We start from the raw sequence: 25,507 nt of genomic DNA, 5'->3' as shown, positions 1-25,507 counted from the left end.
TGCCGATTCCCATTGGGTTATCCACATTGGATTGAATGGCGGGGATGTCTCTCTCCAAAGAAAATCTGACCCTGACGATCAGGCAGCGGCTTGACGACTTGCTCTGCGAAGTGATCCCGCGCGAGGCGGTGGATGGGCCGCAGGCTGCGTATTTCCGTGGGCGCCAGATTCAGGCGCTGATTCGCCTCTTGCCCTTGATCATGACCGGCAACGCCATCAACACCCTGGTGATCTGCTGGGTGTTCTGGGGCAAGGTCGACAAGCTGGGCCTGTCGCTGTGGAGCTTCTTCGTGATCTCCGGGCTGCCGGTGGCGGCCGTCTGGTGGCGCATGCTGCTGACCAACGGGGCCCGTGTGCTGGCGACCAAAACCGCACACCACATCATCGTCGGGCATGTGATCTTTTTTGCTGCGCTGTGGTCCGTGCTGCCGCTGGTGGTGTTCCCCAGTGCCGATCACAACGGTGCCATGCTGGTGGCCACGGTGGTGGTGGGGACCATCTGCGGCGGGGCCTTCATGCTCAGCCCCATGGTGCCGGCCGCTTTGGCCTATGTGATCACCATGTGCCTGACCTGCGTGGTCGGTCTGTTGCAGTCAAATTACGCGACCAGCCAGGCGCTGATGATCGCCCTGGTGGTCTACATGGCCATCATGAGCGGGGTGAGCTTCACCAATGGGCGCGTTTTCATGAGTCGGCTGCGTGCCGAGGCGGAAACCGAGCGTCAGAAGCAGCTGATCGACCTGCTGCTGCGTGATTTCGAAGAGCACGCCTCCGACTGGTTGTGGGAAATCTCGCCCACCGGGCACCTGCGGCACGTGTCCGCGCGCCTGGCGCAGACCTTTGGCATGCCGACCAAGCAGTTGCTGCAGCGCTCCTTCATCGAATTGGTGTCAACGATGCTGCCGCCCGATGACGAGGAGGCCAGCAAGGCCCTGGCACAGCTGACATCCTGCATCCGCATGGGGCAGCCATTTCGCGATCTGGAAATCCCGGTCGAGGTGGGGCATGAGTTGCGTTGCTGGTCGCTCACGGCCAAGCCCTTGCTGGACGAGACCGGGCGCTCGGCTGGTTGGCGCGGCGTGGGCTCGGACATCACCCACACCCGTCGTGCACGCGATGAGTTGGCCCGGCTGGCTAACTTCGATGCGCTGACCGGCCTGGCCAACCGCCACCGTTTCAGCTCCGAGTTGAGCAAGCTGGCGGCCGATCCGACCACGCCCGGCCGCCCGTGCGCGCTGCTGTTCCTGGATCTGGACAACTTCAAGAACATCAATGATTCGCTGGGCCACGGCGTGGGCGACCAGTTGCTGCGCCGCGTGGGCGCACGGCTCAAGGGCTGTGTGGTCGAGGGTGACATGCTGGCGCGCCTGGGTGGCGACGAGTTTGCGCTGTTGAGTTGGCGCTATGCCACGCACGAGGAGGCGGCGGCTTTGGCTGAGCGCTTGGTGGTGCTGCTCAGCGAGCCTTGTCAGTTGGACGATGCCATGGTCGAGGTGCGCGCCAGCATTGGCGTGGCGCTGGCCCCGCGCGATGGGCGCGACCCCCAGTCCCTGCTGCAATGTGCAGACTTGGCGCTTTACGCGGCCAAGGCGGCCGGCCGCAATACCTACCGCTTCTTCGACCTGGAGATGGCCGAGAGCGCGCGGGCCCGCGTGCGGCTGCAGCACGAGTTGGGGCAGGCCCTGACGGCCAAGCAGTTCACCTTGTACTTCCAGCCGCAAATGCGCCTGGACACGAGCGAGGTGATCGGCTTCGAGGCTCTGGTGCGCTGGCAGCACTCCGAGCGCGGTCTGATCGGCCCTGGCGAGTTCATTCCCGTGGCCGAGGAGACCGGGCAGATCGTGCTGCTGGGCAACTGGGTGCTGCGCGAGGCGTGCAAGGCCGCAGCCAAGTGGCCCTCTGGCCTGCGCGTGGCGGTCAATCTGTCGGCCGTGCAGTTCCGCAGTTCCTCGGTCATCGACCTGGTGGACGAGGCCCTGCTGGAGAGCGGCCTGGAGCCCGAGCGCCTTGAGCTGGAAATCACCGAATCCGCCCTGATCGAAGACCACGACGGGGCGCAGGCCACGCTGGTGGCACTGCGCAGCCGCGGCATCCGCGTGGCCATGGACGATTTCGGGACCGGCTATTCCTCGCTGGCCTACCTGCGCCGCTTCCCGATGGACAAGCTCAAGATCGACGGCATGTTCGTGCGCTCGCTCGACAGCGATCAAGGGGCGCAGGCGGTGGTCACGGCCATCATCAGCCTGGCCAGGGCGCTGCGCCTGGAGACCACCGCCGAGGGCATCGAGACCGCCGAGCAACTGGTCATGCTGCGGGCCCTGGGGTGTGATGATGTGCAGGGCTACCTGATCGCACGCCCCATGCCGGGTACCGACGTGCCGGCCTATCTGGACCGCACCAGCATCGCCGCGCTTTGATCGTTCAGATCAGGGCTTGCCCTGGGGAACCTTGGGCCGTCAGCCGGATCTACCGCAGCCTGTTGCATCCGTCCCCAGACTGTGACAAAGACGGTCATGCCTGGGTGATACATTGCGCAATCAGCGTTTTGCACCCCCATCCGGGGCGCGCGCCAATTTTTTACCAGAGGACCTTTTCATATGAAGTGGATGCGTGACATGGCTCGGTGGATGCTGGCCACCATGTTCCTGGCAGTCGGTTTGAACGCCCATGCGGCTCAGAACGATTACGTGCTGGGTGCGGGCGACCAGATCCGGATCTTTGTGTTCCAGAACCCGGACCTGCAACTGGATGCCCGTATCAATGAAAGCGGCACCATCTCCTACCCCTTGCTGGGCGTGATCAAGCTGGGTGGCCTGAGCGTGTCGGATGCCGAGAAAAAGCTGGCCAACGGCCTGAGGGATGGCAACTTCCTGAAGCAACCGCAGGTCTCCATCCTGGTGATGGACATGAAAGCCAACCTGGTGTCGGTGCTGGGGCAGGTCCTCAAGCCCGGTCGGTATGCGCTGGGTGCAGGCGCTGGCGGCAACAAGCTCAGTGAAGTGCTGGCGCAGGCTGGCGGCATCGTCAACGGTGGCGGCACCGACATCGTGGTGGTGACCGGCACGCGTGATGGCAAGGCCTTCCGCAAGGAAATCGACTTTCCTCGCGTTTTTGCTGCCAAGAACCCTGTGGAAGATCTGGTCCTGGCCAATGGCGACAACATCTGGGTGGACCGTGCCCCCATGATCTACATCTACGGTGAAGTGCAGCGCCCTGGCCCTCAAGCCATGCAGCGCGACATGACCTTGCTGCAGGCCCTGGCCACCGGTGGTGGCCTGACGCTGCGTGGTACGCAGCGCGGCATCCGTGTGCACCGTCGTGACGAGAACACCGGTCAGGTCAACGTCATTCAGCCCGACATGAACGACAAGATGCAGGCTGGCGACGTCATCTACGTGAAGGAAAGCATTTTCTAAATGCTTCCCTGATCAAGAAGGCCTGAAGCCTCAGGCTTTCTTCTCCCACGCCACCGCGTAGAAACCGTCGGTGGCGTGCCGGTGAGGCCACAGTCTCAAGTGGCCTGCCGCCGTGACCAGCGATTCGGCCTGCGTCACGCCAGCTTGCTCCAGCTTCTCGCGGGCATCGAGCTGCACAAAATCCTCGTGTTCCGCCGTGAAGGCATTGGCGACGACCTCGTTCTCGGCCGGCATCAGGCTGCAGGTTGCATAGACCAGCCGGCCACCAGGTTTGAGCAGGCGTGCCGCGCTGTTGAGGATGGCTTTTTGCTTGACCTGCAACTCTTCGATGGCCTTGGGGCTCTGGCGCCACTTCAGGTCGGGATTGCGACGCAGCGTGCCCAGGCCGGAGCAGGGCGCATCCACCAGCACGCGGTCGATCTTGCCGCGCAGGCGCTTGATGCGGTCGTCGTTCTCGTGGGCGATCTGCGTGGCGTACACATTGGACAGGCCGCTGCGCGCCAGGCGGGGCTTGAGGTTTTCCAGGCGGTGGCCGGAGATGTCAAAGGCGTACAGGCGGCCGGTGTTGCGCATCATGGCGCCCAGGGCCAGGGTCTTGCCGCCGGCGCCCGCACAGAAGTCCACCACCATTTCGCCGCGCTTGGCGCCGGTCAACAGGGCCAGCAACTGGCTGCCTTCGTCCTGCACTTCCACATGGCCATCCGTGTAGATCGACATCTTCTGCAGGGCAGGCTTGCCTTCGATGCGGATGCCGATGGGCGAATAAGGCGTGGGCACGGCCGGGATGCCGGCGGCCACCAGGTTCTCCAGCACGGCTTCGCGCTTGGCCTTGACGGCGTTGACGCGCAAGTCCAGCGGGGCGCCGGCCGAGAAGGTCTCGATCAGTTGCCAGAACTCCTCGGCGCCCAGTTGCTCGCGCAGGCTGTTGGAGATCCAGTCGGGCAGGTTGTGGCGCAGCTTGTCCTGCAGGGTGCTGCGGTCGATCATGGCCGTGCGCTCCAGCCACTGGCCTTCATCGGTCGTGATGCCGTTTTTCAGGACGTGGGGTTGACCCTGCCAGGCCAGCAGGGCCAGGCGGCGCTCCATGGGGCCGTGGCCGGATTGGGCCAGATGCGCCCACAGCAGGCGCTGGCGCAGCACGGCGTAGGCCGTCTCGGCCAGGGCGTGGCGTTCACGCTGGCCCAGGGCCTTGTGCTGGCGGAAAAAGTAGGAAACGATGCTGTCGGCCGGGGCGTCGAGCTTGAGAACCTCACGGACGAGTTGCGTGGTGAGGTCGAGAAGAGCGTTCGGGTGCATGGGGGGGATTATCCCGCGTACTGGTGGCCCGCTCCCACTCGGGTGGTGCCCACAAGTGCCGCAAGCGCTGATTCAGGGGGCCGGGGCGCAGCATGTCGCGGGCCATGGCCACCCATTCGTGGATGGTCAGCCAGATGGGGTTGTGGCTGTGCACCTGGCGGACCAGGCCGTAATCCGGAGTTTCGACCTCTTCCACAAAGGTGCCGAACAGGCGGTCGAACACGATCAGCGTGCCGCCGTAGTTCTTGTCGATGTAGCGCGGGTTGCGGCCGTGGTGAGCGCGGTGGTGCGAGGGCGTGTTGAAGATGAACTCGATGGGCCGGGGCAGCTTGTGGACCCACTGCGTGTGCACGAAGAACTGGTAGGCCAGGTTCAGCGACAGGGCAAACAGCACCCAGCGCGGCTCGAAGCCCAGCAGCACCATGGGCGTGTAGAACAACCAGTTGCCTGCAAAGCTGTAGAGCCAGCTCTGGCGCATGGCGGTGGTGAAGTTCATGTGCTCGGAGGCATGGTGCACCACGTGTGCACACCAGAACCAGCGGATGCGGTGGCTGGCGCGGTGGAACCAGTAGTAGCAGAACTCCACACCCAGGTAGAGCGCGGCAAACGTCCAGGGTGTGATGGCGATGGTTGTGAGGCGAAACTGATGGGCCCATTCCATGGCGGGCAGCACCAGGGCGAACACGATGAGCACGTCCAGGAAGGTGTAGACACCGCCCAGCGTCATGCTGTCCATGGAGTCCCGCAGGTCGTAGATCGGGGTGCTGCGCTGCTTGTCAGCGCGTCGAAAACGCAGCCATTCCACCAGCACGGTCAGGAAAAAAAGCGGTGACAGCAAGACCAGCGTCCAGTCCTTCAGATCGGTCTGGGCGACCCAGTTCATGGCCACGGTGCGGAAACTGTCGAGATCAGGCATGGATCAGAGGCTTGGGGAAACCGGACTGATCTTGATCCGTTTGAGGTTTTCTGGCTTGATCTTTATGGTCAGTTTCTTGACCTTTTGCGCCAAATTGACGTGTAACGGATCCCGTGTAGCCCGAATGGGCAATGTGGCCCGCGCTGGGCATCATCATGGGTCTGCTTGGTGAAGTACCCATGGCTGAAAACCGCGTCGCCGCATCGTATGCATTGCTGCTCTATGAGTACCTGGAGAACCAGGGGCTCGATCCTGTGCAGGTGCTGGGCGCCCCACGCCCCGATCAGTCCCAGCATTTCGTGCCCATGAGTGACTGGCAGACCTGGCTGCGCCGGGTGGATGCCCACGAGAAGCGGCCAGCACTGGCCTTGCGCATTGCGGAATGCATCAGCCCCCGCCACTTTGGCGTGGTCGGTTACGCCGCGCTGGCATGCGGCATATTGGCCGAGGCCTTGCAGCGGCTGGAGCGCTATCACGCCTCGGTTTACGACGTGAACCCGGCCAGGATCACGGACACGCCCGAGGGGGTGGCCATCGAGTGGGGCGTCGAGCGGGGCCGCCCCGGTGCGCTGGTGGATGAAACGGCCATTGCCTCGCTGGTGCAACTGGCGCGTGACATGACCGGGCGCTACTGGCCCGTGCAATCGGTCAGCTTCGTCAACCCCGCGCCTTTGAACACCCAGCCCTACGAGGACTTCTTCGGTGGCCACGTGGTGTTCGGCTCACCTGTCACCCGCCTGGTGTTTGCGCACGAGTACCTGGCCTTGCCTTTGCGCAAGTCCGATCCCGCCTTGCTGTCCTTGCTGGACCAGCAGGCCGAAGCCCTGTTGCAGCAGGTGGCGGCCGTGCCGGCCATCGTGGATGCCTGGCGCAAGACACTGGTGCCGCTGATCCGCGAAGGCAAGACCTCATTGGCCGCGCTGGCCCAGGCCCATCACACCAGCCCGCGCAGCTTGCAGCGGCGCCTGGCCGAGCAGGGCACGAGCTTTCAGCAACTGCTGGACAACACCCGCCAGCACCTGGCCGAGGGGCATCTGCGCGATGCCAAGCTGGATCTGGCCGAGATCGCCTTGCTGCTGGGGTACTCCGAACAAAGCGCGTTCACCCGTGCGTTCCGCTCCTGGACGGGCCTGGCGCCTGCGCAGTGGCGTCGGCATCAGCTCAAGGCCGAGGCATGACGGCTGTGGCTGCCCGCGCCCTGGCATTGCCTGGCGTGCCCCGGCGTGTGGTGGAGTCCGGAGAGCCCTTGCATGGTCGCTACGCAGGCCGCATTGACGAGATCGATTGGTCCACTCTGGACGGGGCTTACAGCCGCTCCTGCCTGTGGAAGCGCCTGCACCACAAGCGTTGGCAGTATGTGGGGATTGGCTCCGGCGAGGTCTACGTGGGCATGGCCATCGTGGATCTGGGCTGGAGCGTCACGGCCTTTGCCTATGTCTTTGACCGCTTGCGCAAGCGCGTGATGGCCGATTGGGCGCAGGATGGGCTGCCTGGCTTGTCGGGCGGGGTGTCCGATCAACCCGTGCAAGGTGCCGAGGCGCGCTTTCGGGGCCCTGGCGCCACGCTGTCGCTGCGGCACGAGGCCGGCGACATCATGAGCTTGAAGGTGAAGACGCCGGTCATGGCCATGCAGGTGGAGATGGCCCTGGGCCAATGCGCGCCTTTTCTGCTGGCGGTCGGGCCGATCGACGGCGGCGTGGTGCACGCGACCCAGAAGTCGTCTGCCTTGCCGGTGCGTGGTTGGGTGGAGGTCGAGGACGAGCGCTGGGACCTGGCACAGGCCGTGGCCTGCCTGGACAGCTCCAACGGCCTGCTGGCACGCGACACGGCGTGGCGCTGGGCTTGCGCGCACAGCCCTGAGGTGGGCTTCAACCTGCAGCAGGGCTACTTTGGTGGGCAGGAGAACGTGTTGTGGCTCAAGGGGGAGTTGATCCCTCTGGGCGCGGCACACTTCGAGTTCGATGCGCAGCAGCCACTGGCACCCTGGCACATCCGCACCGACGATGGTCTGCTGGATCTGGTCTTCCAGCCGGAGGGCGCACGCAGCGATGACCGGGACATGCTGATCGCCGCCAGCCACTATGTCCAGCCTGTGGGCACCTTCCATGGCACGGTCCGGCACACCCAGGGCAGTGCGCCCGTGCGCGTCGAGGGCCTGCTGGGTGTGACCGAGGACCACCGTTCCCGCTGGTGAGCGCGGCCACGGCTGCTATACCGTTTTTTACGTTTGGGGTGATCCGTTCGGATCATGCGCCGGCACGGCCATGCCATGGCGCGGGCGCAGCATATGGACCATGTCCAGATGGTTCCATCAAGCATCATGAAAAATCCAGAGAAGGACGGGAGGCTGCGTCGCCGTTCAAGCGACGGATGGGTGCGCCAGCTTGCCTGGGTCGCGCTCAGCCTTGTGACGGTTGGCTACCTTGACATGGTGACGGGTTACGAGGTGTCCGTCTTCCTGCTCTACACCGTGCCGGTGGCCCTGGCCACGCGGCGGTTGGGAACCGCTGCCGGCCTGTTGACGGCCGTGGCGGCCACCGCGGTGTGGGTCCTGGCGGATCTGCACAGCGGGCATGTCTACAGCCGCGCCTGGATCCTGTACGTCAATGCCTTCAACCGCATGGCGTGCTTCATTCTGGCTGTGGCAGCCATCCGTTACCTTCGGGCCAGGCAGGTGGCGCTGTTGCGCCAGATCGAGGCCTTCTCGGGACAGCTGGCGGCGTGCGGGCAGTGCCATCGCCTGGCGGGCAACGACGGCTACTGGCGCACGGTGGACGACTATCTGCGCGAGTTTGGCGGGGCCGAGCTGCATCAGAAGGTCTGCCCGGACTGCGCGCGTCGCGGCTACGCCCGAGCCGCCTATCGCTATTCGGCCGAGCAGGCCAGTTGAGTTGATGTTCATCTGAGCCCATGTCTTTTCGCATTCTTCACTGCATTTCGTCGGTCGATCCCAAAAAGGGCGGCCCCATCGAAGGACTCAAGCAGCTGTCGGCAGTCAACCAGCAACAAGGCCATGTGGTGGAGGTGTTGACGCTGGACGACCCGGCCGATCCCTGGGTCAAGGACTGCCCCCTGGTGTGCCATGCCATGGGGCCGACCTACATCGGCAACTACCAGTACAGCCCGCGCTGGGTGCCGTGGCTGAAAGCCAATGCCCATCGGTATGACGCCGTGATCGTCAATGGCATCTGGCAGTACCACGCGTTCGGCGTGTGGCGCGCCTTGCGGGGCACCAAGACACCGTACTTCGTGTTCACACACGGCATGCTGGACCCCTGGTTCAAGCGCACCTACCCGCTCAAGCACCTCAAGAAATGGTTGTTCTGGCCCTGGGCCGAGTACCGTGTGCTGCGTGATGCCACGGCCGTGATGTTCACGTGCGAGGACGAACGCAGGTTGGCGCGCCAGTCTTTCTGGCTCTACAAGTGCGATGAATTTGTCATCAGCTATGGCACCAGTGCGCCGCCGCAGCACGACGAGCGCCAGCGTCAGGCTTTCTACGAACGCTTCCCGCAACTGCAGAACAAGAAGGGCTTGCTGTTCCTCGGCCGCGTGCACGAGAAGAAGGGGCCGGATCTGTTGTTCAAGGCCTTTGCGGCGCTGCGCCAGCGTCAACCTGATCTGGTGCGCGACGTGCAACTGGTGATGGCCGGGCCTTCTGACCACGAGTATGGGCAGCGCATGCAGGCGCTGGCCCGCAGCTTGGGTGTGGATGATCAGGTGACCTGGACGGGCATGGTCAGTGGCGATGTGAAGTGGGGTGCGTTCCGCGCGGCCGAGGCCTTCATCCTGCCTTCGCATCAGGAGAACTTCGGCATCGCCGTGGCCGAGGCCATGGCGTGCGGCCTGCCGGTGCTGATCTCCAACCAGGTCAACATCTGGCGCGAGATCCAGCAGGCGGAAGGCGGCCTCATCGATGCGGACACGCAAGAGGGCACCGAGCGGCTCATCGAGCAGTGGCTGACCACGCCAGCCGACCGGTGGGCACACATGCGCGCCAATGCCAAGGCCTGCTTCAACCAGCGCTTCCTGATTGACCGCACCGCCGAGTCCTTCATCGAGGCGATGGAGGTTTTCGGCTTGCGACGCAAGCCCAGTCGCTGAAGCGTTCGGCGGCGGCGCTTTACTCGTATTTCAGCCGGGCATCGTTGGGGATGCCCTCGATCGGGCACTCGGCGGTGCCCACGGTGGGCCGGGTCAGGGCCTCGACCATCTCGCGTGTACCCTCGGGGTCCTTGATCCACTTGTCGTAGAACTCGTAGGGGCAGGTGGCCACACCCTTGTCGCCCTCGCCCGAGTTGATCATGCCGGTGTAGCCGCGGTGCAGCAGCTTGAACAGGTGGTTCTGCGATTGCCCTGTGCTGCGCGCGTCGCGGATCAGGCGCTTGCTCAGTTGCGCATACTGGATGCCGTAGTCTTCTTCGCCGCATTCGCCCAGGGTGCGGCCATCAAAGCCGATGATGGCCGAGTGGCCGAAGTAGCTGTAGACACCATCGAAGCCGGAGGCATTGGCCACGGCCACATAGGTGTTGTTGGCCCAGGCCATGGCCTTGGCCATGAGCACCTGCTGGTCCTTGGCGGGGTACATATAGCCCTGGCAACGCACGACCAGCTCGGCGCCCTTCATGGTGACATCTCGCCAGATCTCGGGGTAGTTGCCGTCGTCGCAGATGATCAGGCTGATCTTCATGCCCTTGGGGCCGTCAGACACATAGGTCTTGTCGCCCGGGTACCAGCCTTCGATCGGCGTCCACGGCATGATCTTGCGGTACTTCTGGACGATCTCGCCCTCGGGGTTCATCAGGATCAGGGTGTTGTAGGGCACCTTTTCAGGGTGCGCTTCGTGGCGCTCGCCAGTCAGCGAGAACACGCCCCAGACTTTGGCGTTGCGGCAGGCTTGCGCAAAGATGTCGGTCTCGTCGCCGGGGATGGTGGCGGCCGTGTCCATCATCTCCTGCTTGTCGTACATGATCCCGTGCGTGCTGTACTCGGGGAAGATGACCAGGTCCAGGCCGGGCAGGCCCAGCTTCATGCCTTCGATCATCTGCCGGATCTTGTGCGCGTTCTCAAGCACCTCGGCCTTGGTATGCAGGCGGGGCATCTTGTAGTTGACGACCGCGACACCAACGGTGTCGTCGCTGCTGGAGATATCGCCGTGAAGCATGGTGCGCTCCTGTGGATGAACCTGTGACGAGGCCCATTGTGGAAAGCACCGGGGCGAGGGCCAATACGTTGTTTGACGTACGGGATCAGGTCGCGCTTTTGCTTGGGTCAGGTGCGGCTGGCCTGTGCCTTGCCGTACTGGGCCGGGCTCACGCCCGCTCTGGCCTTGAAGGCGCGGATGAAGTTGGCCGGGTTCGTGTAGCCCAGCAGGTCGGCCACGTCGGCCACGCGCAACTGGCCTTCTTGCAGCCACTGGCAGGCGCGTTCGTGTCGGATCTCGTTGGTCAGGTCTCGAAAGCTCGTGTCCTGGGCCGCCAGGTGGCGCGCCAGCGTGCTGGCGGACAGGTTCACGATGGCGGCGAGTTCGTCCTGCGTGGGCTGGTGGCCTTGTGCTTCCTTGAGCATCATGGTGACCCAGGCTTTCCAGTCCCGCTGATCCTGCTTGAGGTGGTGAAGCAGCTTGAGGTCCAGGCGCCGCTGGATGTCGGCCAGGTCGCTGGCGTGGGCCATGGGCATGGGTGTGCGCGACAGCACCTCGGCATCAATGAGGATGCGCAAGCTGGGCAGCCCCTCTTGCCCGAAATGGCAGCGTGCCGGCTTGAGCGCGTTGTAGCGATGTTGATCTGCCGGGGCCGATGAGAACAGGTAGGCGTCATAGCCAGGCATGTCGTCGCGCAACAGGCTGTGCATGCGGGTGTGAAAGTTCATCAAGGTCAGGTCATAGGCCATGACCATCACATCGTAGGGGACGGCCTGGATGGGTTGCCAGCACAGCTCGTAGAGCGACCCCAGCATGCGGGTGCGCAGGGAGAAGCTGGGGGTCACCAGCACGTAGTAGCGGGCGCACAGGTCCAGGCTGTCCTTGATGTTGGCGCAACTCAGCATGGCCAGGCCCAGCTCCCCCAACTGACCTGGGCCCATCAGGGCGCCGATGCGCATGCCCAGGTCGCGTTGGCCGCCACTGGCCTCGGTCAGCAGGCGCGTGGCCGAGACGATCTGATCCGACGGCAGTTGGGCATCGATGTGGCGCAGGCTCGCACGGGTGATCCCGGCCTGGGCCAGCGCTTGCGTGCAATCGGTGCCTTGCGCTTCCAGATGCTGGACCAGCAGCGCGACATAGCGGGCCGGGACCTTGGGGGTTTTGCTCATGTCTTGGATGCTGTCGTGGGCAGTGCGATGAAGGCTTAGGGGCTTTCACCAGGGGCGTGTTCGGCTGCTGAAAAATGATAGTTGGACGCAAGGAAATGACAACCCGAGCTTGCCCGCAGCTGCCCACAATGCGCCCATCAACAGCACCAGGAGACAGCAGGCATGCAGCAAGATCAAGCGATGAAGCCATATGGGTTGTGGCGCCAGGCGCGCCTGGCAACGAAGGCCTGCGTGGCCACTGTGATGATGGCCACGGCAGGCTGGATAGGTGCTGCCCAGGCCGCGCCTGCCTCGGTGCAGACGGAGGCGGGTTGGGTGCAGGGCGTGGCCGGGCAGGACGGGGGCATGGTTTACAAGGGCCTGCCGTTTGCCCAGCCGCCCATTGGTGACCTGCGCTGGAAGGCGCCCGCGCCTGTTCAGCCTTGGGGCGGCGTGCGCGTCGCTGATCAGGCCGGGCAGGCGTGCAAGCAGGATGGGGCGCTGCCACCAGCGGGTGTGCCGAATTCCAGCGAAGACTGCCTCTACCTCAATGTCAACGTGCCGCCGGGCGTCCAGCCTGGCAGTGCCGTGCCGGTGATGGTGTGGATCCATGGCGGGGCCTTTGTGACGGGGGCCGGATCGCAATACGATGGCAGCCGCCTGGCGCAAAGCACCGGCGCCATCGTGGTGACCATCAATTACCGCCTGGGCATCTTCGGCTTGTTGGCACTGGATGCCTTGAGCGCCGAGAGCCAGGCCGGCAACTATGCCTTGCAGGACCAGCAAGCAGCCTTGCGCTGGGTGCAGCACAACATCGCGGGCTTTGGGGGCGATCCTCGGCGCGTGACCATCTTTGGTCAGTCCGCAGGCAGCATCAGCGTCTGCCAGCAGCTGGTGTCACCCTCGGCTGCGGGACTGTTCCAGCGCGCCATCATGCAAAGTGGACCGTGTACGGCCGGCACCTTGACCCGTGCCAAGGCCTTGGCCACAGGCAATGCACTGGCGCAGAAGCTGGGCTGTGCTGCGGGCCCCTCGCAGTTGACCTGCCTGCGCAGCAAGTCCTCGGACGAGGTCTTCAACGCCGCGCCTTCCATCGATTTCACTGACCCGAGCAGCCTGCTGGCGCTGTCGCCCTGGGTGGATGGGGTGATCCTGCCCGCCGCGCCCAAGGACCTGGTCAAACAAGGTAAGTTCAACCGCGTGCCCATGATGGTGGGCAATACGAAGGACGAGGGCCGGCTGTTCATCGCGCTGGCGTATGACCTGCATCGTGGTGCACCCTTGACCGAAGCCGAGTACCAGGCCCTGGTCACCGGCATTGCGGGCAATGCGGCGGTGGCGTCCATCATCACCCTGGACTATTCCAGCAAGCGCCTGGGCTCGCCCGATCTGGCCGCTTCGGCCTTGATGACCGATGCCCTGTTTGCCTGCGGCTCGCAGATGTCGGCGCGCAGCCTGTCTGCCTATGTGTCGACTTATGCCTACGAGTTCCAGGAAGAGCAGGTGCCGCCGCTGGTGGCTGATCCCTTCATGGCGTGGGGCGCCTATCACGCGTCCGAGCTGCCTTTCCTGTTCCAGTCGCGCATTGCGACAACGCCAGCCAGCCCTGATCCCAACGATGTGGCCACGCCTGCGCAACTCGCCCTGTCGGCGAGGATGGTGCAGTACTGGGGGCGCTTTGCCGCAACCGGTGACCCCAATGGCGGCGGACAACTGAACTGGCCGCGTTTCAACAGCGTGATCGCGGCCACGCAGCAGCTGTCGGCAGCCAAGGTGTCGACCAACTACCTGGGGGGCATCTACAGCAAGCATCAGTGCCTGCTGTGGGACACGGCCACGGCCTTGGGGCTGGGCTTGTGAGCCTCTGTCGGCGAACTGGCCTTCAGGCGCGCGCCATGACGGCCTGAAACAGCGCACTGTCGGTCAACTGGTCCAGCCATCGGGCCAGGGCCGGCAGCTTGGCGGCTTCGTCCCACCAGGCCCGGTCGACCTGGGCAAATTGCCGCACGAAGGGCAGCAGGGCCATGTCAGCCAGGCTGATGCGGTCGGCCAGCAGGTAAGGGTGGGTTTGCAGCCGCGACTCCAGTGGCATCAGCAGCGCGTCCACGGCGCGCGCACGCCAGGCCTCGCGTGATTGTTCGGGGTGGCGCTCGGCGTATTTGTAGCGGTCCAGCAAGGGCTTGAAGCGCAGGTCGTTGGCATCGATCAGTGCCTGCATGGCCTCGGCCGGCGCCGCGCTCAACCAGCCATCCGGGTCGCGCTGTGCCAGCGCCCACAGCATGATGTCCAGGCTTTGTTCCAGCACGCGGCCATCTGGCAGGTGCAGCACGGGCACCGTGCCTTTGGGTGACAAGGCCAGCATCTCGGCCGGCTTGTCGCGCAGGGCCACTTCCTTGAGCTCATACGGTACCTGGGCGTAACGCAAGGCCAGGCGCGCGCGGATGGCGTAAGGGCAGCGTCGAAACGAGTACAGAACGGGCAGGCTCATGCGGGGCCAGGGGAAGGGATGGCGTGTTCAGCGGGCGTGCCATGTTAGAGCGATTTCCAGCACGCCACAGCCCGAGCCCGCAGGCCTGATCACAAGATGGCGTCGTCGGTCTCGGCAGGTTGCAAGCTGGCCTCCTGCGTGGCGGGCAGGGTCCACCCCTGGCAGCGGTTGCGCCCGCTTGTCTTGGCCCCGTAGAGCGCCTGGTCGGCCTGCCGGACCATGTCGTCCGCGTCCAGCTCATGTCCAGGCACGAGGCAGGCATAGCCCACGCTGCAGGTGATGTGGATGGTGCTGGATGGCAAGGCGATCTCGAGCTTCTCGACCTGGGTGCGCAGGCGTTCGGCCACAACCTGGGCCCCTTCTTCCGTGATCTCGGGCAGCAGCACGATGAACTCTTCACCACCATAGCGGGCCAGCACATCACATGGGCGCATGATGGCCGCGCTCATGGCCTTGGCGGCTTCCTGCAGGACGATGTCCCCGGCTGGGTGGCCATGTTCGTCGTTGACGCGCTTGAAGTGATCCAGGTCCACGATCATCACCGCGATGCGGGTGTTCAACCTGCAGGCGCGGCGCCATTCGATCTGGTATTGCCGCTCGAAGTGCAGGCGGTTGGGCACCTGGGTCAGCGGGTCGGTCAGGCTGGCGTGCTCCAGCGCGCGAAAGGCCTCCTGCGCCCGCCAGTAGTCCTGGCTCACGGTTCGGGCCGAGTGCATCACGTACACGGTGTAGACCACCATCAGGCAGGCCAGCATGAAGTTGCTGTCCGAGGCGTGGGTGGCGGTGGCGATGGCCACCGGGGCGATCACCGAGACGGGGAACCACACCTTGAGTGTCGGGTTGATGGCCATGGCCACGGTGCCGCCAGAACTCAGCCCCACACTGACCAGCAGCATGGATGTCCGGATGGGTTCGAACGAGGGGATTTGGACGCTGGCGGCCGTCAGCAAGCCCCAGGTCAGGCCGTTGACCAGCACCAGGCCCACGGTGAGGCGGTGCGCCAGGGCAGGGCTGTGGTCCAGCAGGCTGTGGAGCTGGTGCGCGACCAGGGCACGCGTTGCCGCGATCGCACCCAGCCAGATGGTGGTGCCCCATACCAGTTGCGGATGCGTCTTCTGCAAGCCCGCGACGAGCGTGATCACCAGCCACAGGGCCAGGTAGACGTACATCGCACCCATGATGCGGGAGGTGGTGTCGATCAGGGCCTGGTTGAGCGATTGCTGCGAGCCTTGCGGCGCCTTGGTGCCAAGCGGCTGCGCGGGGGGCGATGCCGTCTCGGTCAGCAGAGGCGCATGAGGCTGTGGATTCGGGGCAGAAAGCATGTAGACGACCAGACCAAAGCAGGGCAGCGCAAGGGCAGGGCGCCGAGGCGCCGACCTTTTCCTGTTTGTCGGTCTGGCCGCTTGATTCTTGATGCCGGCCAGCACACCGATCTGCCGATGAGCGACTTTTCTCTCGATTCGGCTCGGTATCTGGCCATTAAGCCGCCCTGGCAATGTCCTGGGCGATGTCCTTGGCCTCCATGGCGATCTCGCGCAGCATGCCGGTGGGTGAAATGTAGAAGCCGCAGAAGTACAGGTTCTGGCCTGCCACCACCTGCCCGCTGAACCGGGGCGTGCCGTGTTCGTCCACCGCGTCGCGCGTGGTGTGCAGCCAGTGGTGCACCGCAGGCCGAAAGCCCGTGGCCAGCACCACCGCGTCCACCTTTTGCTGGCGGCCGTCGACGAACATCACACCATCAGGCGTGAAGCACTCGATGTTGGGGTAGACGGTGACGTGCCCCTGCTTGATCAGCTGGATGGTGCCGACGTCGATGAAAGGCACGCGCCCTTGCTCGCGGATCTGGGTGATGGGCCCTTCAGCGGGGCGGCGCAGCCCATAAGGCCGCAGGTCCCCGATGATGGCATTGGTGATGGGCGCGTTGAGCTTGTCCACCAGGCGTGCGGGCATGTTGCGCTGCAAGATGCCCATGGTGAGAAAGGGCACGCCCATGACCTCGCGCGGGATCACGTTGACGGGACTGCGCACGGCGATGCAGGGACGGGCGCCGTGCTCGTGCAGGTCGATCAGCATCTCGCCGCCCGAGTTGCCCAGGCCAACCACCAGCACGTCCTTGCCCTTGAAGGCTGAGCCATTGCGGTAGTGCTTGCTGTGCAGGATCTGGCCCTGGTATTGCGCCTGCCCAGGCCAGGTCGGGATCTGCGGCTCATTGTTGTAGCCGCTGGCCACCACCAGCGAGCGTGCCTGATAGCGCCCCTGGCTCGTGGTGACATCCCAGTGCGAGCCAAGCCTGCGTGCGTCCAGGGCGGCTTCATCGCAACGCGGGTGCAGGTTGAAGTGCCGCGCATAGGCTTCAAGGTAGTCCACCACCTGCTGGCGCGAGGGGTAGCGTGGGTAATGCGGTGGCAGCTTGAAGTGGGGCAGGGACGAGTGCGCCTTGTCCGTGTGCAGATGCAGGCGGTCGTAATGCGTGCGCCAGGCGTGGCCCAACTGGGCCTGGCGCTCCACCATCACGAAGGACCGGCCCTCGCGCTTGAGGCAGGCTGCCACCGCCAGGCCTGCAGGCCCCGCGCCGACGATGAACGTGTCGGTTTGCTCCGGTGCCTGCATGGTCAACGCCCCAGGATCTCGTTGGCCGCACGCTCACCCGAGCGCACGGCGCCATCCATGTAGCCGGCCCAGATGGTGGATGTCTCGGTGCCGGCCCAATGCAGGCGGCCGATGGGCGCGCGCAATGCGGCGCCAAAGCCGGTCAGCACGCCGGGCGGGAAGACGCCAGTGGGCCCGCCGCCGCTGAGGTTCTCCGATTGCCAGTTGTTCTCGGTGTAGGCCAGCGGGGTGGCGGCTTGCGGGCCGAAGTAGACGCTCATGGCCTTGAGCACATTCGCTTTGCGGGCCTCGGGTGTCATCAGCACGGCGTCGCGGGCGTCCTGGCCGTCGATGAAGCCCATCAGCACACCGGGTGCACCGGCTTCTGGCGGCGTGTTGTCGAACACGACCTTGGGCAGGTAGGCGTCGCTGGTGACCTGGCCGCTCAGGCCGGCATCACGCCAGAAGGGCTTGTCGTAGACGCAGTGCACCTTCCAGATCGAGCCCATGGGCACGCGCTGCATCATCTGCATGCGGTATTGCGTGGGGCCGTCCAGCGGTTCGTAACTCAGGCGCGAGGCCATCCAGGGCGACATGGCCATCACGGCATGCTGCGCGCGCACCGTGAAGCCATCGCCGGACACCGCGATGCCATAGGCATCCTGCTTGATCTGCCTGGCCGGTGAGTTGTAGAGGATGCGCGTGCCCAGTTCACGGGCCATGCCCAGTGCGATGGACTGGGAGCCCCCCACGATGCGGTCCTGCTGGGCGCCACCCGCTGTGCTGAGCATGGTGGTGAGCCCGCCGCCTGCATGGATGTAGAACAGCATGTAGAGCATGGAGATATCGCGCGGTTCGGCCGACAGCAGGGCCAGCACGGCCAGGCGCAAGAGGGACTTGGCATCGGCCGTCAGCAGGTTGGCGTCCATCCAGGTCTGCACGCTCTGGCTGTCCCACTGCACGGCCTTGCTGGCGTTCCAGGGCGCATCCAGTGGCACGGTCTTGGCCAGGTCGTCGATGCGCAGCATGGCGATGCCGATCTCGGCGGTGGAGAACAGGCCCGTCCAGGGCAGCACGCCGCTGTAGGTCGCGCGCTTGCCGTTCACGTAGTTGACCTGCTTGCCCGTGTTGTAGGCCGCAAAGGTCTGGAGGCCCAACTGCTGCACCAGGCTGTACATGCGGTCTTGCGTGGGGCCGATGAACTCGGCGCCGCCTTCGACCACGTATTGGTTGAAGGGCGCGGGCAGGGGCTGGTTCACGCAGCGCCCCCCGACGCGTTCGCGTGCCTCCAGCAGGAGGACTTGCTTGCCCGCGGCCACCAGGCTGCGCGCGCAGGCCAGGCCCGAGTAGCCGCCGCCCACCACGACCACATCGGTGCTGTAGTCACCCACTGCACCCGAGCCCGTGGCCGCTTGCGCCAGGTTGTCTCTGCCCGCAGGCAACAAGGTGGCGGCGGCGGTGGCGGTCAGGCCGCTCAGCAGTCGGCGGCGTGATGGGGTGCTGGGTTGACTCATGGTGACATCCTGAAACGTTGATTTGAAAAATAACAACGTTTTTCAGGCTAATGATCTGGAAGCCCTGTGTTTATTGAAGAAAACCCCTAGTAGATGCTGTTCTCCTGGGGGAAACGGTGCGGAATGTAAGTCGTCTGACACTTGTTTCTCCCCTGTTTGAGTGCTGGTGATAACCCGTTCGGGTTAGTCCTTGTTGGCCACCTGGAGGGCCTTGCGCAGACTGCGCTTCGCACCAGACCCCAACAACCAAGACAACACACAAGAGGTTCCAGATGAGAGCAAGTCGTTTTTCGCTTCTGGCCGTCAAGGCCGTGGTCGGCAGCCTGATCGGTGGGCTGGCCCATGCGGGCTACTTCCAGTGGGACACGGTGACCGCGCCAACCGGTGGCGGGGCCACCTGTGGCAACGGCACACCCTACCGCTTCTTCGTCAACCGCACGCCCTTCACCAGCAAGACGGTCATCATGTTCGAAGGCGGCGGCGCCTGCTGGGATGGTGTCAGCTGCAAGGGCGGCAGCATGCTGGCCGCCGTCAACCCCGATGGTGTGCCATCGAACTACATGTCGGACTTCAACCGCCAGGCGCACCTGGGCCTGGTCACGCCTTTCACGGCGCGCGTGGACCCGCTGCAGGCCGTGAAGACGCAAAGCTGGAACATCATCTACGTGCCTTATTGCACCGGTGACGTGCAGACCGGCAACAAGACCGTGGTCTACAACCCCGAGGACCCGGCCAAGGCCTATGCCTTCGAGCACAAGGGCCTGAACAACATGAAGTACGTGGCCAACTGGATGGCCGTGAACATGGGCTCGCCCGCACAGTTGCTGGTCACGGGCTTCTCGGCTGGTGGGGTGGCCTCGTCGGCGCACTACGCCATGTTCCGTGAGGCCCTGCGCCCCAAGAAGTCGGCCTTGCTGTCTGATGCCGGCCCCTTGATGGTGGCACCGCGCAATGGCGATCCGGCGCAATACCCCTCCGTGCCCTTGCACAACAAGATCCGCGACGCCTGGGGGCTGGATGGCCCCAAGGGCATGGTCACCGAGATCGTGGCCAAGTACCCCGGCGTGGGTGACCCCAACAACCTGGGCACGCTGCAAGGCAATCTGGGCAAGCTGTTCCCGCAAGACCGCCTTGGCTACACCCTGTTCCAGGAGGATGGTGTCTTCTCGGCCTTCTCGTACCAGAAGTTCTTCCCCGAGATTGCCAATGCGCCCAGCGATGCCGCGCGCCTGAAGCTGCTCAACCAGAAGTGGCGTCAGGACCTCAAGCCCTGGCTGGCTGCATTGAGTGCCTACCCGAACGTGGGCTACTACATCCCCAACTGGCGCAAGTTCAACCAGGCGCATTGCGCCACGATTCTGACCTTTGGCGGCTCCAGCATCGCGGAGCGGGGCTACCAGTCCCTGGGCGTCTTCCTGGACAACCTGCTGGACGGCAGTGGCCCCGTGCTGCGTGCCGAAGAGCTGAATCCGCCGGCACAGAGGGTTTACCTCAGTGACGTCATTGCGGATGGTTTGTCGGATCTGATTCCGCTCTAATGTGCTGGTCCGTTGTTTGTGATCTGATCCATGTCTACCACCCTGGTCCCCAAATCCCCATCCAAACTCTGGCTGCTGGCACTGGCTGTGCTCGCGGTTGGCGTCTATATCTGGTTGCGGCATGGTCAGGCACAGGCGGAGCAGGATCAGCATCAGAAGGCACTGGCACCCGCCCCCAATGGCATGTGGCCTTCTGCGGGGGCGGCCGGCGCCAGCGAGGGCCAAGGCTTCATCCCCAAGGGCCCGGTGGGCGAGACCCGGCCGACTGACTTCAGCCAGGAAGACTGGGATGCGCTCAACAAGGCCCTGGAGAACGAGCCCAACAAGGCGAGAGAGCGCAACCGGCTGGTGGCCTACCTGCGCTTTCAGCGTGCAGTGAGCAAGTGGAGCGAGATGAAAGACGGCCCCAATGTGGTCGAGCGCCAGGGGCTGGCGCATGAACTGGTGCAGCAACTGCCCAGCCATGTCGCCAATGGTGAAATCAACTCGGGTGAAGCCACGCTGTTGCTGACGGCGGTGGCCGCCGACCTGGAGGCAGACCCGGCCAAGCGCCAGGCCTGGGTGGAAGCCCAGCGTACGCAGCTGCAAGGCACACAGAGCCCGGAGCAGGCCAAGGCCTTGCAGGAAGAACAGCGCAAGAACGAGGACTTCGCCCGACAGCAGGCCGAGGTGGTCGCCCGTTGGCAGAAGTCACCCGTGGCCGAGCAAGACCCCGCCACGCTGGAGCGCCAGCTTCAGGCCTTGCGCGAGAAGGTCTACGGCGGTGATGCCCGTTGACGGTTGAGGTGCGGCTTTGCCGTGATGCCGGGCGATTTGACGACATTGCCAAGCGCGCCTAACGCGTTTGCGGGGCAGGCAATCCCTGAAGCCTGAGCGGTGAGGCTGGTGAGATCATGGCTTTTGAACTTGATCTCCCCCCTCTCTCCCAACCGCATCGTCATGAAGCTTTTCACATCCCTGTCCATGGGCGCTGTCTGCGCGTTGGTGGCCTGCGCCACTGGCTCCGCTGCTGCCGCCGAAAGCACCGCTTTTGTCCCACCGGCCCACATGGTCGAGAACTGGTCCTTGTTTGCTGACCAGCTTGTCACCGGTCGCATTCGCAAGGTCGATCCCTGGAAGAAACACGAGCGCTTTGCACCCTGTGTGGCTGATGCAAATGTGTGCCAACTGCTTGCGCAACACCTGCTGGTGCTGACTGTGGACGTGGCCAAGTCCGGCCGTGGCGATGTGCTGTGGGCGGTGTCCGTGCCGGACGACCAGCAACCCAAGGTGGGCCACTACGTGCAGTTCACCTTGCCCACGACCGCCAAGGAGCTGGGGGCGGGCGTCTACGATAAAACAGGCAAGCTGGTGACCCAGCCTTGCAAATGGGGCAAGGCCGACGGCGGCGCCATGGCCAGCGAGGGCGTGGTTTGCGCCAAGTGGAATTACAGCCAGTTGAAATTCCTGGCGGATGCACCGGCCCAGCCTGCGGCTGCCACACCGTCGGCCCCTGCCGCCTCGCGCCCCTGAGCAGCCACCCCCCTGCCTGAGGCACCTGCTCCAGCGCCAATGGGGGGCGCTTGCCGGTAAGCTATCGCGGTTTCAAAAAAGGGAGAACCGCGTCATGTTTGCCAAAAAATACCTGCTGGGCGTGCTGCTCGCGTTCGGGCTTGTGCTGGCCTGGAAGTACCAGGCCTCAGGTGCCCTGAGCCGTTTGGGCAAGGCCGATACGCCCGCCCCCACCATCAAGTTCGACAACGACCCACCGCCCTCTGCCGGCAATGCCCAGGCCGAAGAAGGGGAACCCCAGCAGGTGTCCCGCAAGGCCACCTCGGGCATCCACAAGTGCAAGGTGGGTGGCAGCGTCATCTACACCGACGCCCCTTGTGAGAAGCCCGGCTCCGAGCAGGCCCTGGGCGGTGGCTCGGTCACGGTGGTCAAGGGGCAGCGCCCCAGTGCTTCGCCCGCGTCCGACACCGGCAGCCAGCCCAATGTGCGCGACATGCTGGTGGGACGGCCCAACCCCAATGAGCCGTCGCTGAAAGATCAGCAGATGGACCGGGTCATCGGGCGTTGAGCGGGCGGGCTGCGCGGCGGTGATCACCGCTTAAGATGGGCTTCGACCCAATCCGGAGCCCCCCATGAGCGAACGCGCCACCTTCACGAGAATGGACGACAGCACCCAGGCTGACTGGGCGCTGATCATGCCCGAGGCCATGAAGATGGCCCGCGCCTTGCCGCAGCGTGTGCTGGCGCACCTGCAACTGCTGGACGGTGACTTTGGTGGCTTCCCCATCGACCGCCTGAGCCACTGCCTGCAGGCCGCGACCTTGGCCCACCGCGACGGGCGCGATGAAGAGTACGTGGTTTGTGCGCTGCTGCACGACATCGGCGACACCCTGGGCAGCTACAACCACCCCGACATCGCCGCGGCCATCCTCAAGCCTTTTGTCAGCGAGGCCAACCACTGGATGGTGCAGCACCATGGCATCTTCCAGGGTTACAACTTCTTCCACCACATCGGGCTGGACCGCAACATGCGCGACCAGTTCAAGGACCATCCGCATTACGCGCACACCGCCACCTTTGTGGAACGTTATGACAACCCGGCGTTTGATGCCAAGGGCGAGATCCTGCCCCTGAGCTTTTTCGAGCCCATGGTGCAGCGCGTGATGGCCTCGCCCCGCCAGTCGGTCTACAAGGCGGCGCTGGACAAGTAACCACCCTGGCCGCCTCATGGCTATTCTTGCCGGCGCGCTGACGCAGGCGTAGAAGCGAAGTGCGGCGTGGCGTGCGTGTGCCTGCGCCGACAGGAGGTCACCATGCGCCACAGAATCTACTGGCTGTTGCCCGACCTGGCGAGTGCGCGCCGTGCGATGGACGAGTTGTTATTGGCCCGCATCGAGCACCGCCACCTGCATTTCCATGCCCGTGAGGGCACGGATCTGGGGAGCCTGCACAAGGCCAGCCCTCTGCAATCGTCCGATCTCATTGGCTCTGCACAAAGGGGGCTGTGTATCGGTGCGGCGCTGGGGGCGGCGGCGGGCGCCATCTTCGCGGTGTCACCCATGCTGGCCGAGGCCAGCAAACCGGCCCTGGTGGGCCTGCTCGCCGGGGCAGGGGCCTTGTTTGGCGCCTGGACAGCGAGCATGATCGGGGCATCGGTTCCCAGTCGGCGCCTGGCGCGCTTTGCACCCGCACTCGCGCACGGCAAGATCCTGTTGATGGCGGACATCCCGCATCACCGGGTCAGGGAGATCGAGGCCTTGCTGCATGCCAGCAACCCGGAGGCGGATTTCGAAGGGCATGAGCCCAACGTGCCAGCCTTCCCGTGACGGTGTGCAGCGATCTTTCTGGAGCATGGCCGTGACCACAGTCGCAGAAGTCCTCAGAGGCAAACAAAGCCAGACCGTCTACACCATCTCGCCCACGGCCTCGGTGTATGACGCGCTGGTATTGATGGCGGAGAAGGGCATCGGCGCCCTGCTGGTGATGGATGGCGGGCATGTGGTGGGCATCGTCACCGAGCGGGACTACGCGCGCAAGATCGCGCTCATGTCCCGCCTGTCCCGCGAGACCGAGGTGCGCGAGATCATGACCTCGGCGGTGATGTATGTGCGGCCCAGCCAGACCAGCGACGAGTGCATGGCGCTGATGACGGAAAACCGCCTGCGCCACTTGCCCGTCATGGAAAACGGCCAGCTGCTGGGCATGATCTCCATCGGGGACCTGGTCAAGGGCATCATCTCCGAGCAGCAGTTCATCATCGAGCAACTGGAGCACTACATCACGGGTGTGCGTGCTGCCTGAGTTGCCGAGTTGCCCGATTGGGGACCGTCAATGGCTGATCATCCAGGGCCGTTTGGATGGGAACATCTTGTTCCCGTTGGCCGCCTTGACGGTGGCGCTGCGCTTGGCCCCTGGCGCGCAGCATCCACAGCCCGAAGGGTGCTTGAGCCGTTGATACCCTCCGTATTCCTTGGATGACATGGGCGCGTGTTGCGCGCGCTCATTGGTCTCCATGGCCGTGCGTGTGTCGCTGCTCACACAGGCCAGCCGCGGCGCGCTCACGAACACGCGTGCCGAGTCCGTGCCGCAGTCGGGGCAGGCGCAAGGGTCATTGCGTTGGGCCAGGCTGCGAAAGGCGTCGAAGCCACCGCAGCTCGGGCACGCATAGTCATAGGTGGGCATAGGCGTGCTCCTGGCGCTTACTTGAGGTCAGGCGAGATCGGCATGTCGATGCTGCCATCCAGGAACTTCGTGGGCCCGGCGGCCGTCGGGTTGATGTCGAAGTCGAAGATCTCGGTGGGCAGCCACAAGGTGGCGCAGGCATTGGGCACGTCGACCACGCCGCTGATGTGGCCCTGCACCGGTGCCGTGCCCAGGATGGAGTAGGCCTGCGCGCCGCTGTAGCCGAACTTCTTGAGGTACTCGATGGCGTTGAGGCAGGCCTGGCGGTAGGCCACGTTCACATCCAGGTAGAGCTGCTTGCCTTGCTCGTCCACCGAGATGCCTTCAAAGATCAGGTAGTCGTTGTAGACGGGCTTGATGGGGCTGGGCTTGAAGATGGGGTTCTTGATGCCGTACTTGGCCATGCCGCCCTTGATCAGCGTGACCTTCATGTGTACCCAGCCGGCCATCTCGATGGCCCCGCAGAAGGTGATCTCGCCATCGCCCTGGCTGAAGTGCAGGTCACCGACGGACAGGCCCGCCCCATCCACATACACGGGGAAGTAGACCTTGGAGCCGCGTGACAGGTCCTTGATGTCGCAGTTGCCGCCGTGTTCGCGCGGGGGCACAGTGCGGGCGGCAGTGGCGGCGGCCTTTTCCTTGGCTTCACCAGTGAGCTTGCCCATGTGGGCGGTGCCGGCAAAGGGAGGGTTGGCCAGGCCCGTGACATCGGGCGCCGAGTCGATCAGCTCTTGCTCGCGCGTGTTCCACATCTCCAGCATCTTGTGGTCGGGCAGGCAGCCGATGAGGCCCGGGTGGATCAGGCCCGCGTAACTCACACCGGGTACATGGCGGCTCTTGGTGAACATGCCATGGATGTCCCAGATGGACTTCTGCGCCAGGGGGAAGTGCTCGGTCAGGAATCCTCCGCCATTCTGCTTGCTGAAGAAACCGTTGAAGCCCCACAGGCTGTCCTGCTTGGCGCCGATGTCCAGCAGGTCCACCACCAGCAGGTCGCCAGGCTCGGCACCTTTCACACCCACGGGGCCGCTGAGGTAGTGCACGGTGCTCAGGTCGATGTCGCGCACGTCATCGGCCGAGTCGTTGTTCTTGATGAAGCCGCCCGTCCAGTCGAAGGTCTCCAGGATGAATTCGTCGCCGGGGTTCACCCAGCAGGCCATCGGGATGTCCGGGTGCCAGCGGTTGTGGATGTTCTCGTTCAGGGTGGGCGATTGGGTCAGGTCGACTTTGATCAGGGTGTCAGCCATGAAAAACTCCTAGTGTCAGTAAGTGCTGAAAGGTCTGGC

24 protein-coding genes are annotated in these 25,507 nt (G+C 64.5%); 14 read left to right on the top strand and 10 right to left on the bottom strand.

The annotated features are described in order from the left end of the window. Positions 1–44: 44 nt before the first annotated feature. Together HY019_RS04035 and epsE are read left to right on the top strand one after the other, a co-directional pair. Positions 45–2,417, top strand: coding sequence for an EAL domain-containing protein (locus tag HY019_RS04035; protein ID WP_290688532.1), 2,373 nt, complete (start codon positions 45–47; stop codon positions 2,415–2,417). 180 nt (positions 2,418–2,597) lie between these two features. After that, entirely contained in the window at positions 2,598–3,416 is an 819-nt protein-coding gene (gene epsE, locus HY019_RS04030) for a polysaccharide export protein EpsE (protein ID WP_290688530.1), read from the top strand. Positions 3,417–3,446: 30 nt separating this feature from the next. Here the strand turns inward: epsE and HY019_RS04025 are convergent, their stop codons facing one another. Further along, a complete protein-coding gene (locus HY019_RS04025; protein WP_290688528.1) occupies positions 3,447–4,712 on the bottom strand; it encodes an RsmB/NOP family class I SAM-dependent RNA methyltransferase in 1,266 nt (421 codons plus the stop codon). After that, positions 4,666–5,628: a sterol desaturase family protein gene (locus tag HY019_RS04020; protein ID WP_290688526.1), complete on the bottom strand. Its 963-nt coding sequence runs from the start codon at positions 5,626–5,628 to the stop codon at positions 4,666–4,668. The genes HY019_RS04025 and HY019_RS04020 overlap by 47 nt, the downstream gene beginning before the upstream one ends. Positions 5,629–5,807: 179 nt before the next feature. Between HY019_RS04020 and HY019_RS04015 the strand changes: the two genes are divergently transcribed. The 4 genes from HY019_RS04015 to HY019_RS04000 all read left to right on the top strand — a co-directional run bounded on the left by HY019_RS04015 (position 5,808) and on the right by HY019_RS04000 (position 9,732). Beyond that, a complete protein-coding gene (locus HY019_RS04015) occupies positions 5,808–6,806 on the top strand; it encodes an AraC family transcriptional regulator (RefSeq protein WP_290688524.1) in 999 nt (332 codons plus the stop codon). After that, positions 6,803–7,822, top strand: coding sequence for a DUF2804 domain-containing protein (locus HY019_RS04010; RefSeq protein ID WP_290688522.1), 1,020 nt, complete (start codon positions 6,803–6,805; stop codon positions 7,820–7,822). The genes HY019_RS04015 and HY019_RS04010 overlap by 4 nt, the downstream gene beginning before the upstream one ends. A gap of 126 nt (positions 7,823–7,948) precedes the next feature. Then, on the top strand, positions 7,949–8,518 hold the full coding sequence (locus tag HY019_RS04005) for a hypothetical protein (RefSeq protein ID WP_290688520.1): 570 nt from the start codon (positions 7,949–7,951) through the stop codon (positions 8,516–8,518). Positions 8,519–8,538: 20 nt separating this feature from the next. Further along, positions 8,539–9,732 carry a glycosyltransferase gene (locus tag HY019_RS04000; RefSeq protein WP_290688518.1) on the top strand — a complete coding sequence of 398 codons (1,194 nt, stop codon included), beginning with the start codon at positions 8,539–8,541 and terminating at the stop codon, positions 9,730–9,732. 19 nt (positions 9,733–9,751) lie between these two features. Here HY019_RS04000 and HY019_RS03995 read toward each other — a convergent pair whose 3' ends face one another. Together HY019_RS03995 and HY019_RS03990 are read right to left on the bottom strand one after the other, a co-directional pair. Next, positions 9,752–10,792, bottom strand: coding sequence for an aliphatic amidase (locus HY019_RS03995; protein WP_290688516.1), 1,041 nt, complete (start codon positions 10,790–10,792; stop codon positions 9,752–9,754). Between the two features lie 107 nt (positions 10,793–10,899). Continuing rightward, positions 10,900–11,940 (bottom strand): AraC family transcriptional regulator, encoded by a 1,041-nt coding sequence (locus HY019_RS03990; protein ID WP_290688515.1) that lies wholly within the window; start codon positions 11,938–11,940, stop codon positions 10,900–10,902. 162 nt (positions 11,941–12,102) lie between these two features. Between HY019_RS03990 and HY019_RS03985 the strand changes: the two genes are divergently transcribed. Beyond that, a complete protein-coding gene (locus HY019_RS03985) occupies positions 12,103–13,779 on the top strand; it encodes a carboxylesterase/lipase family protein (RefSeq protein ID WP_290688513.1) in 1,677 nt (558 codons plus the stop codon). A 22-nt stretch (positions 13,780–13,801) separates the two neighbouring features. Here the strand turns inward: HY019_RS03985 and HY019_RS03980 are convergent, their stop codons facing one another. The 4 genes from HY019_RS03980 to HY019_RS03965 all read right to left on the bottom strand — a co-directional run bounded on the left by HY019_RS03980 (position 13,802) and on the right by HY019_RS03965 (position 18,510). After that, positions 13,802–14,407 carry a glutathione S-transferase gene (locus HY019_RS03980; RefSeq protein WP_290688511.1) on the bottom strand — a complete coding sequence of 202 codons (606 nt, stop codon included), beginning with the start codon at positions 14,405–14,407 and terminating at the stop codon, positions 13,802–13,804. Positions 14,408–14,496: 89 nt separating this feature from the next. Next, positions 14,497–15,729, bottom strand: coding sequence for a GGDEF domain-containing protein (locus HY019_RS03975; RefSeq protein ID WP_290688509.1), 1,233 nt, complete (start codon positions 15,727–15,729; stop codon positions 14,497–14,499). Between the two features lie 157 nt (positions 15,730–15,886). Then, on the bottom strand, positions 15,887–17,017 hold the full coding sequence (locus HY019_RS03970; protein ID WP_290688507.1) for an NAD(P)/FAD-dependent oxidoreductase: 1,131 nt from the start codon (positions 17,015–17,017) through the stop codon (positions 15,887–15,889). Positions 17,018–17,019: 2 nt separating this feature from the next. Then, positions 17,020–18,510 carry an NAD(P)/FAD-dependent oxidoreductase gene (locus tag HY019_RS03965; protein WP_290688505.1) on the bottom strand — a complete coding sequence of 497 codons (1,491 nt, stop codon included), beginning with the start codon at positions 18,508–18,510 and terminating at the stop codon, positions 17,020–17,022. Positions 18,511–18,782: 272 nt separating this feature from the next. Between HY019_RS03965 and HY019_RS03960 the strand changes: the two genes are divergently transcribed. The 7 genes from HY019_RS03960 to HY019_RS03930 all read left to right on the top strand — a co-directional run bounded on the left by HY019_RS03960 (position 18,783) and on the right by HY019_RS03930 (position 23,840). Next, on the top strand, positions 18,783–20,048 hold the full coding sequence (locus tag HY019_RS03960; RefSeq protein WP_290688504.1) for a pectin acetylesterase-family hydrolase: 1,266 nt from the start codon (positions 18,783–18,785) through the stop codon (positions 20,046–20,048). Between the two features lie 30 nt (positions 20,049–20,078). Beyond that, complete coding sequence (locus HY019_RS03955; protein ID WP_290688503.1) at positions 20,079–20,825, top strand: hypothetical protein; 747 nt, start codon at positions 20,079–20,081, stop codon at positions 20,823–20,825. 162 nt (positions 20,826–20,987) lie between these two features. Then, positions 20,988–21,560, top strand: a complete 573-nt coding sequence (locus tag HY019_RS03950) for a hypothetical protein (RefSeq protein ID WP_290688502.1) — start codon at positions 20,988–20,990, stop codon at positions 21,558–21,560. Positions 21,561–21,654: 94 nt separating this feature from the next. Further along, positions 21,655–22,107: a hypothetical protein gene (locus HY019_RS03945; RefSeq protein ID WP_290688500.1), complete on the top strand. Its 453-nt coding sequence runs from the start codon at positions 21,655–21,657 to the stop codon at positions 22,105–22,107. Between the two features lie 64 nt (positions 22,108–22,171). Next, positions 22,172–22,750, top strand: a complete 579-nt coding sequence (locus HY019_RS03940) for an HD domain-containing protein (RefSeq protein ID WP_290688499.1) — start codon at positions 22,172–22,174, stop codon at positions 22,748–22,750. A 102-nt stretch (positions 22,751–22,852) separates the two neighbouring features. Further along, positions 22,853–23,365, top strand: coding sequence for a DUF1269 domain-containing protein (locus HY019_RS03935; protein ID WP_290688498.1), 513 nt, complete (start codon positions 22,853–22,855; stop codon positions 23,363–23,365). Positions 23,366–23,396: 31 nt separating this feature from the next. Beyond that, positions 23,397–23,840 (top strand): CBS domain-containing protein, encoded by a 444-nt coding sequence (locus HY019_RS03930; protein ID WP_290688497.1) that lies wholly within the window; start codon positions 23,397–23,399, stop codon positions 23,838–23,840. A 27-nt stretch (positions 23,841–23,867) separates the two neighbouring features. Here the strand turns inward: HY019_RS03930 and HY019_RS03925 are convergent, their stop codons facing one another. Together HY019_RS03925 and fmdA are read right to left on the bottom strand one after the other, a co-directional pair. After that, positions 23,868–24,221, bottom strand: coding sequence for a zinc ribbon domain-containing protein (locus tag HY019_RS03925; RefSeq protein ID WP_290688496.1), 354 nt, complete (start codon positions 24,219–24,221; stop codon positions 23,868–23,870). 17 nt (positions 24,222–24,238) lie between these two features. Next, entirely contained in the window at positions 24,239–25,468 is a 1,230-nt protein-coding gene (fmdA, locus tag HY019_RS03920; RefSeq protein WP_290688494.1) for a formamidase, read from the bottom strand. Positions 25,469–25,507 lie beyond the last annotated feature (39 nt).

This window comes from Aquabacterium sp., assembly GCF_016195855.1.
GTDB lineage: Bacteria > Pseudomonadota > Gammaproteobacteria > Burkholderiales > Burkholderiaceae_C > Aquabacterium.
Note: the sequence above shows the minus strand (reverse complement) of the source record. Positions and strands in the feature narration are given on the sequence as shown.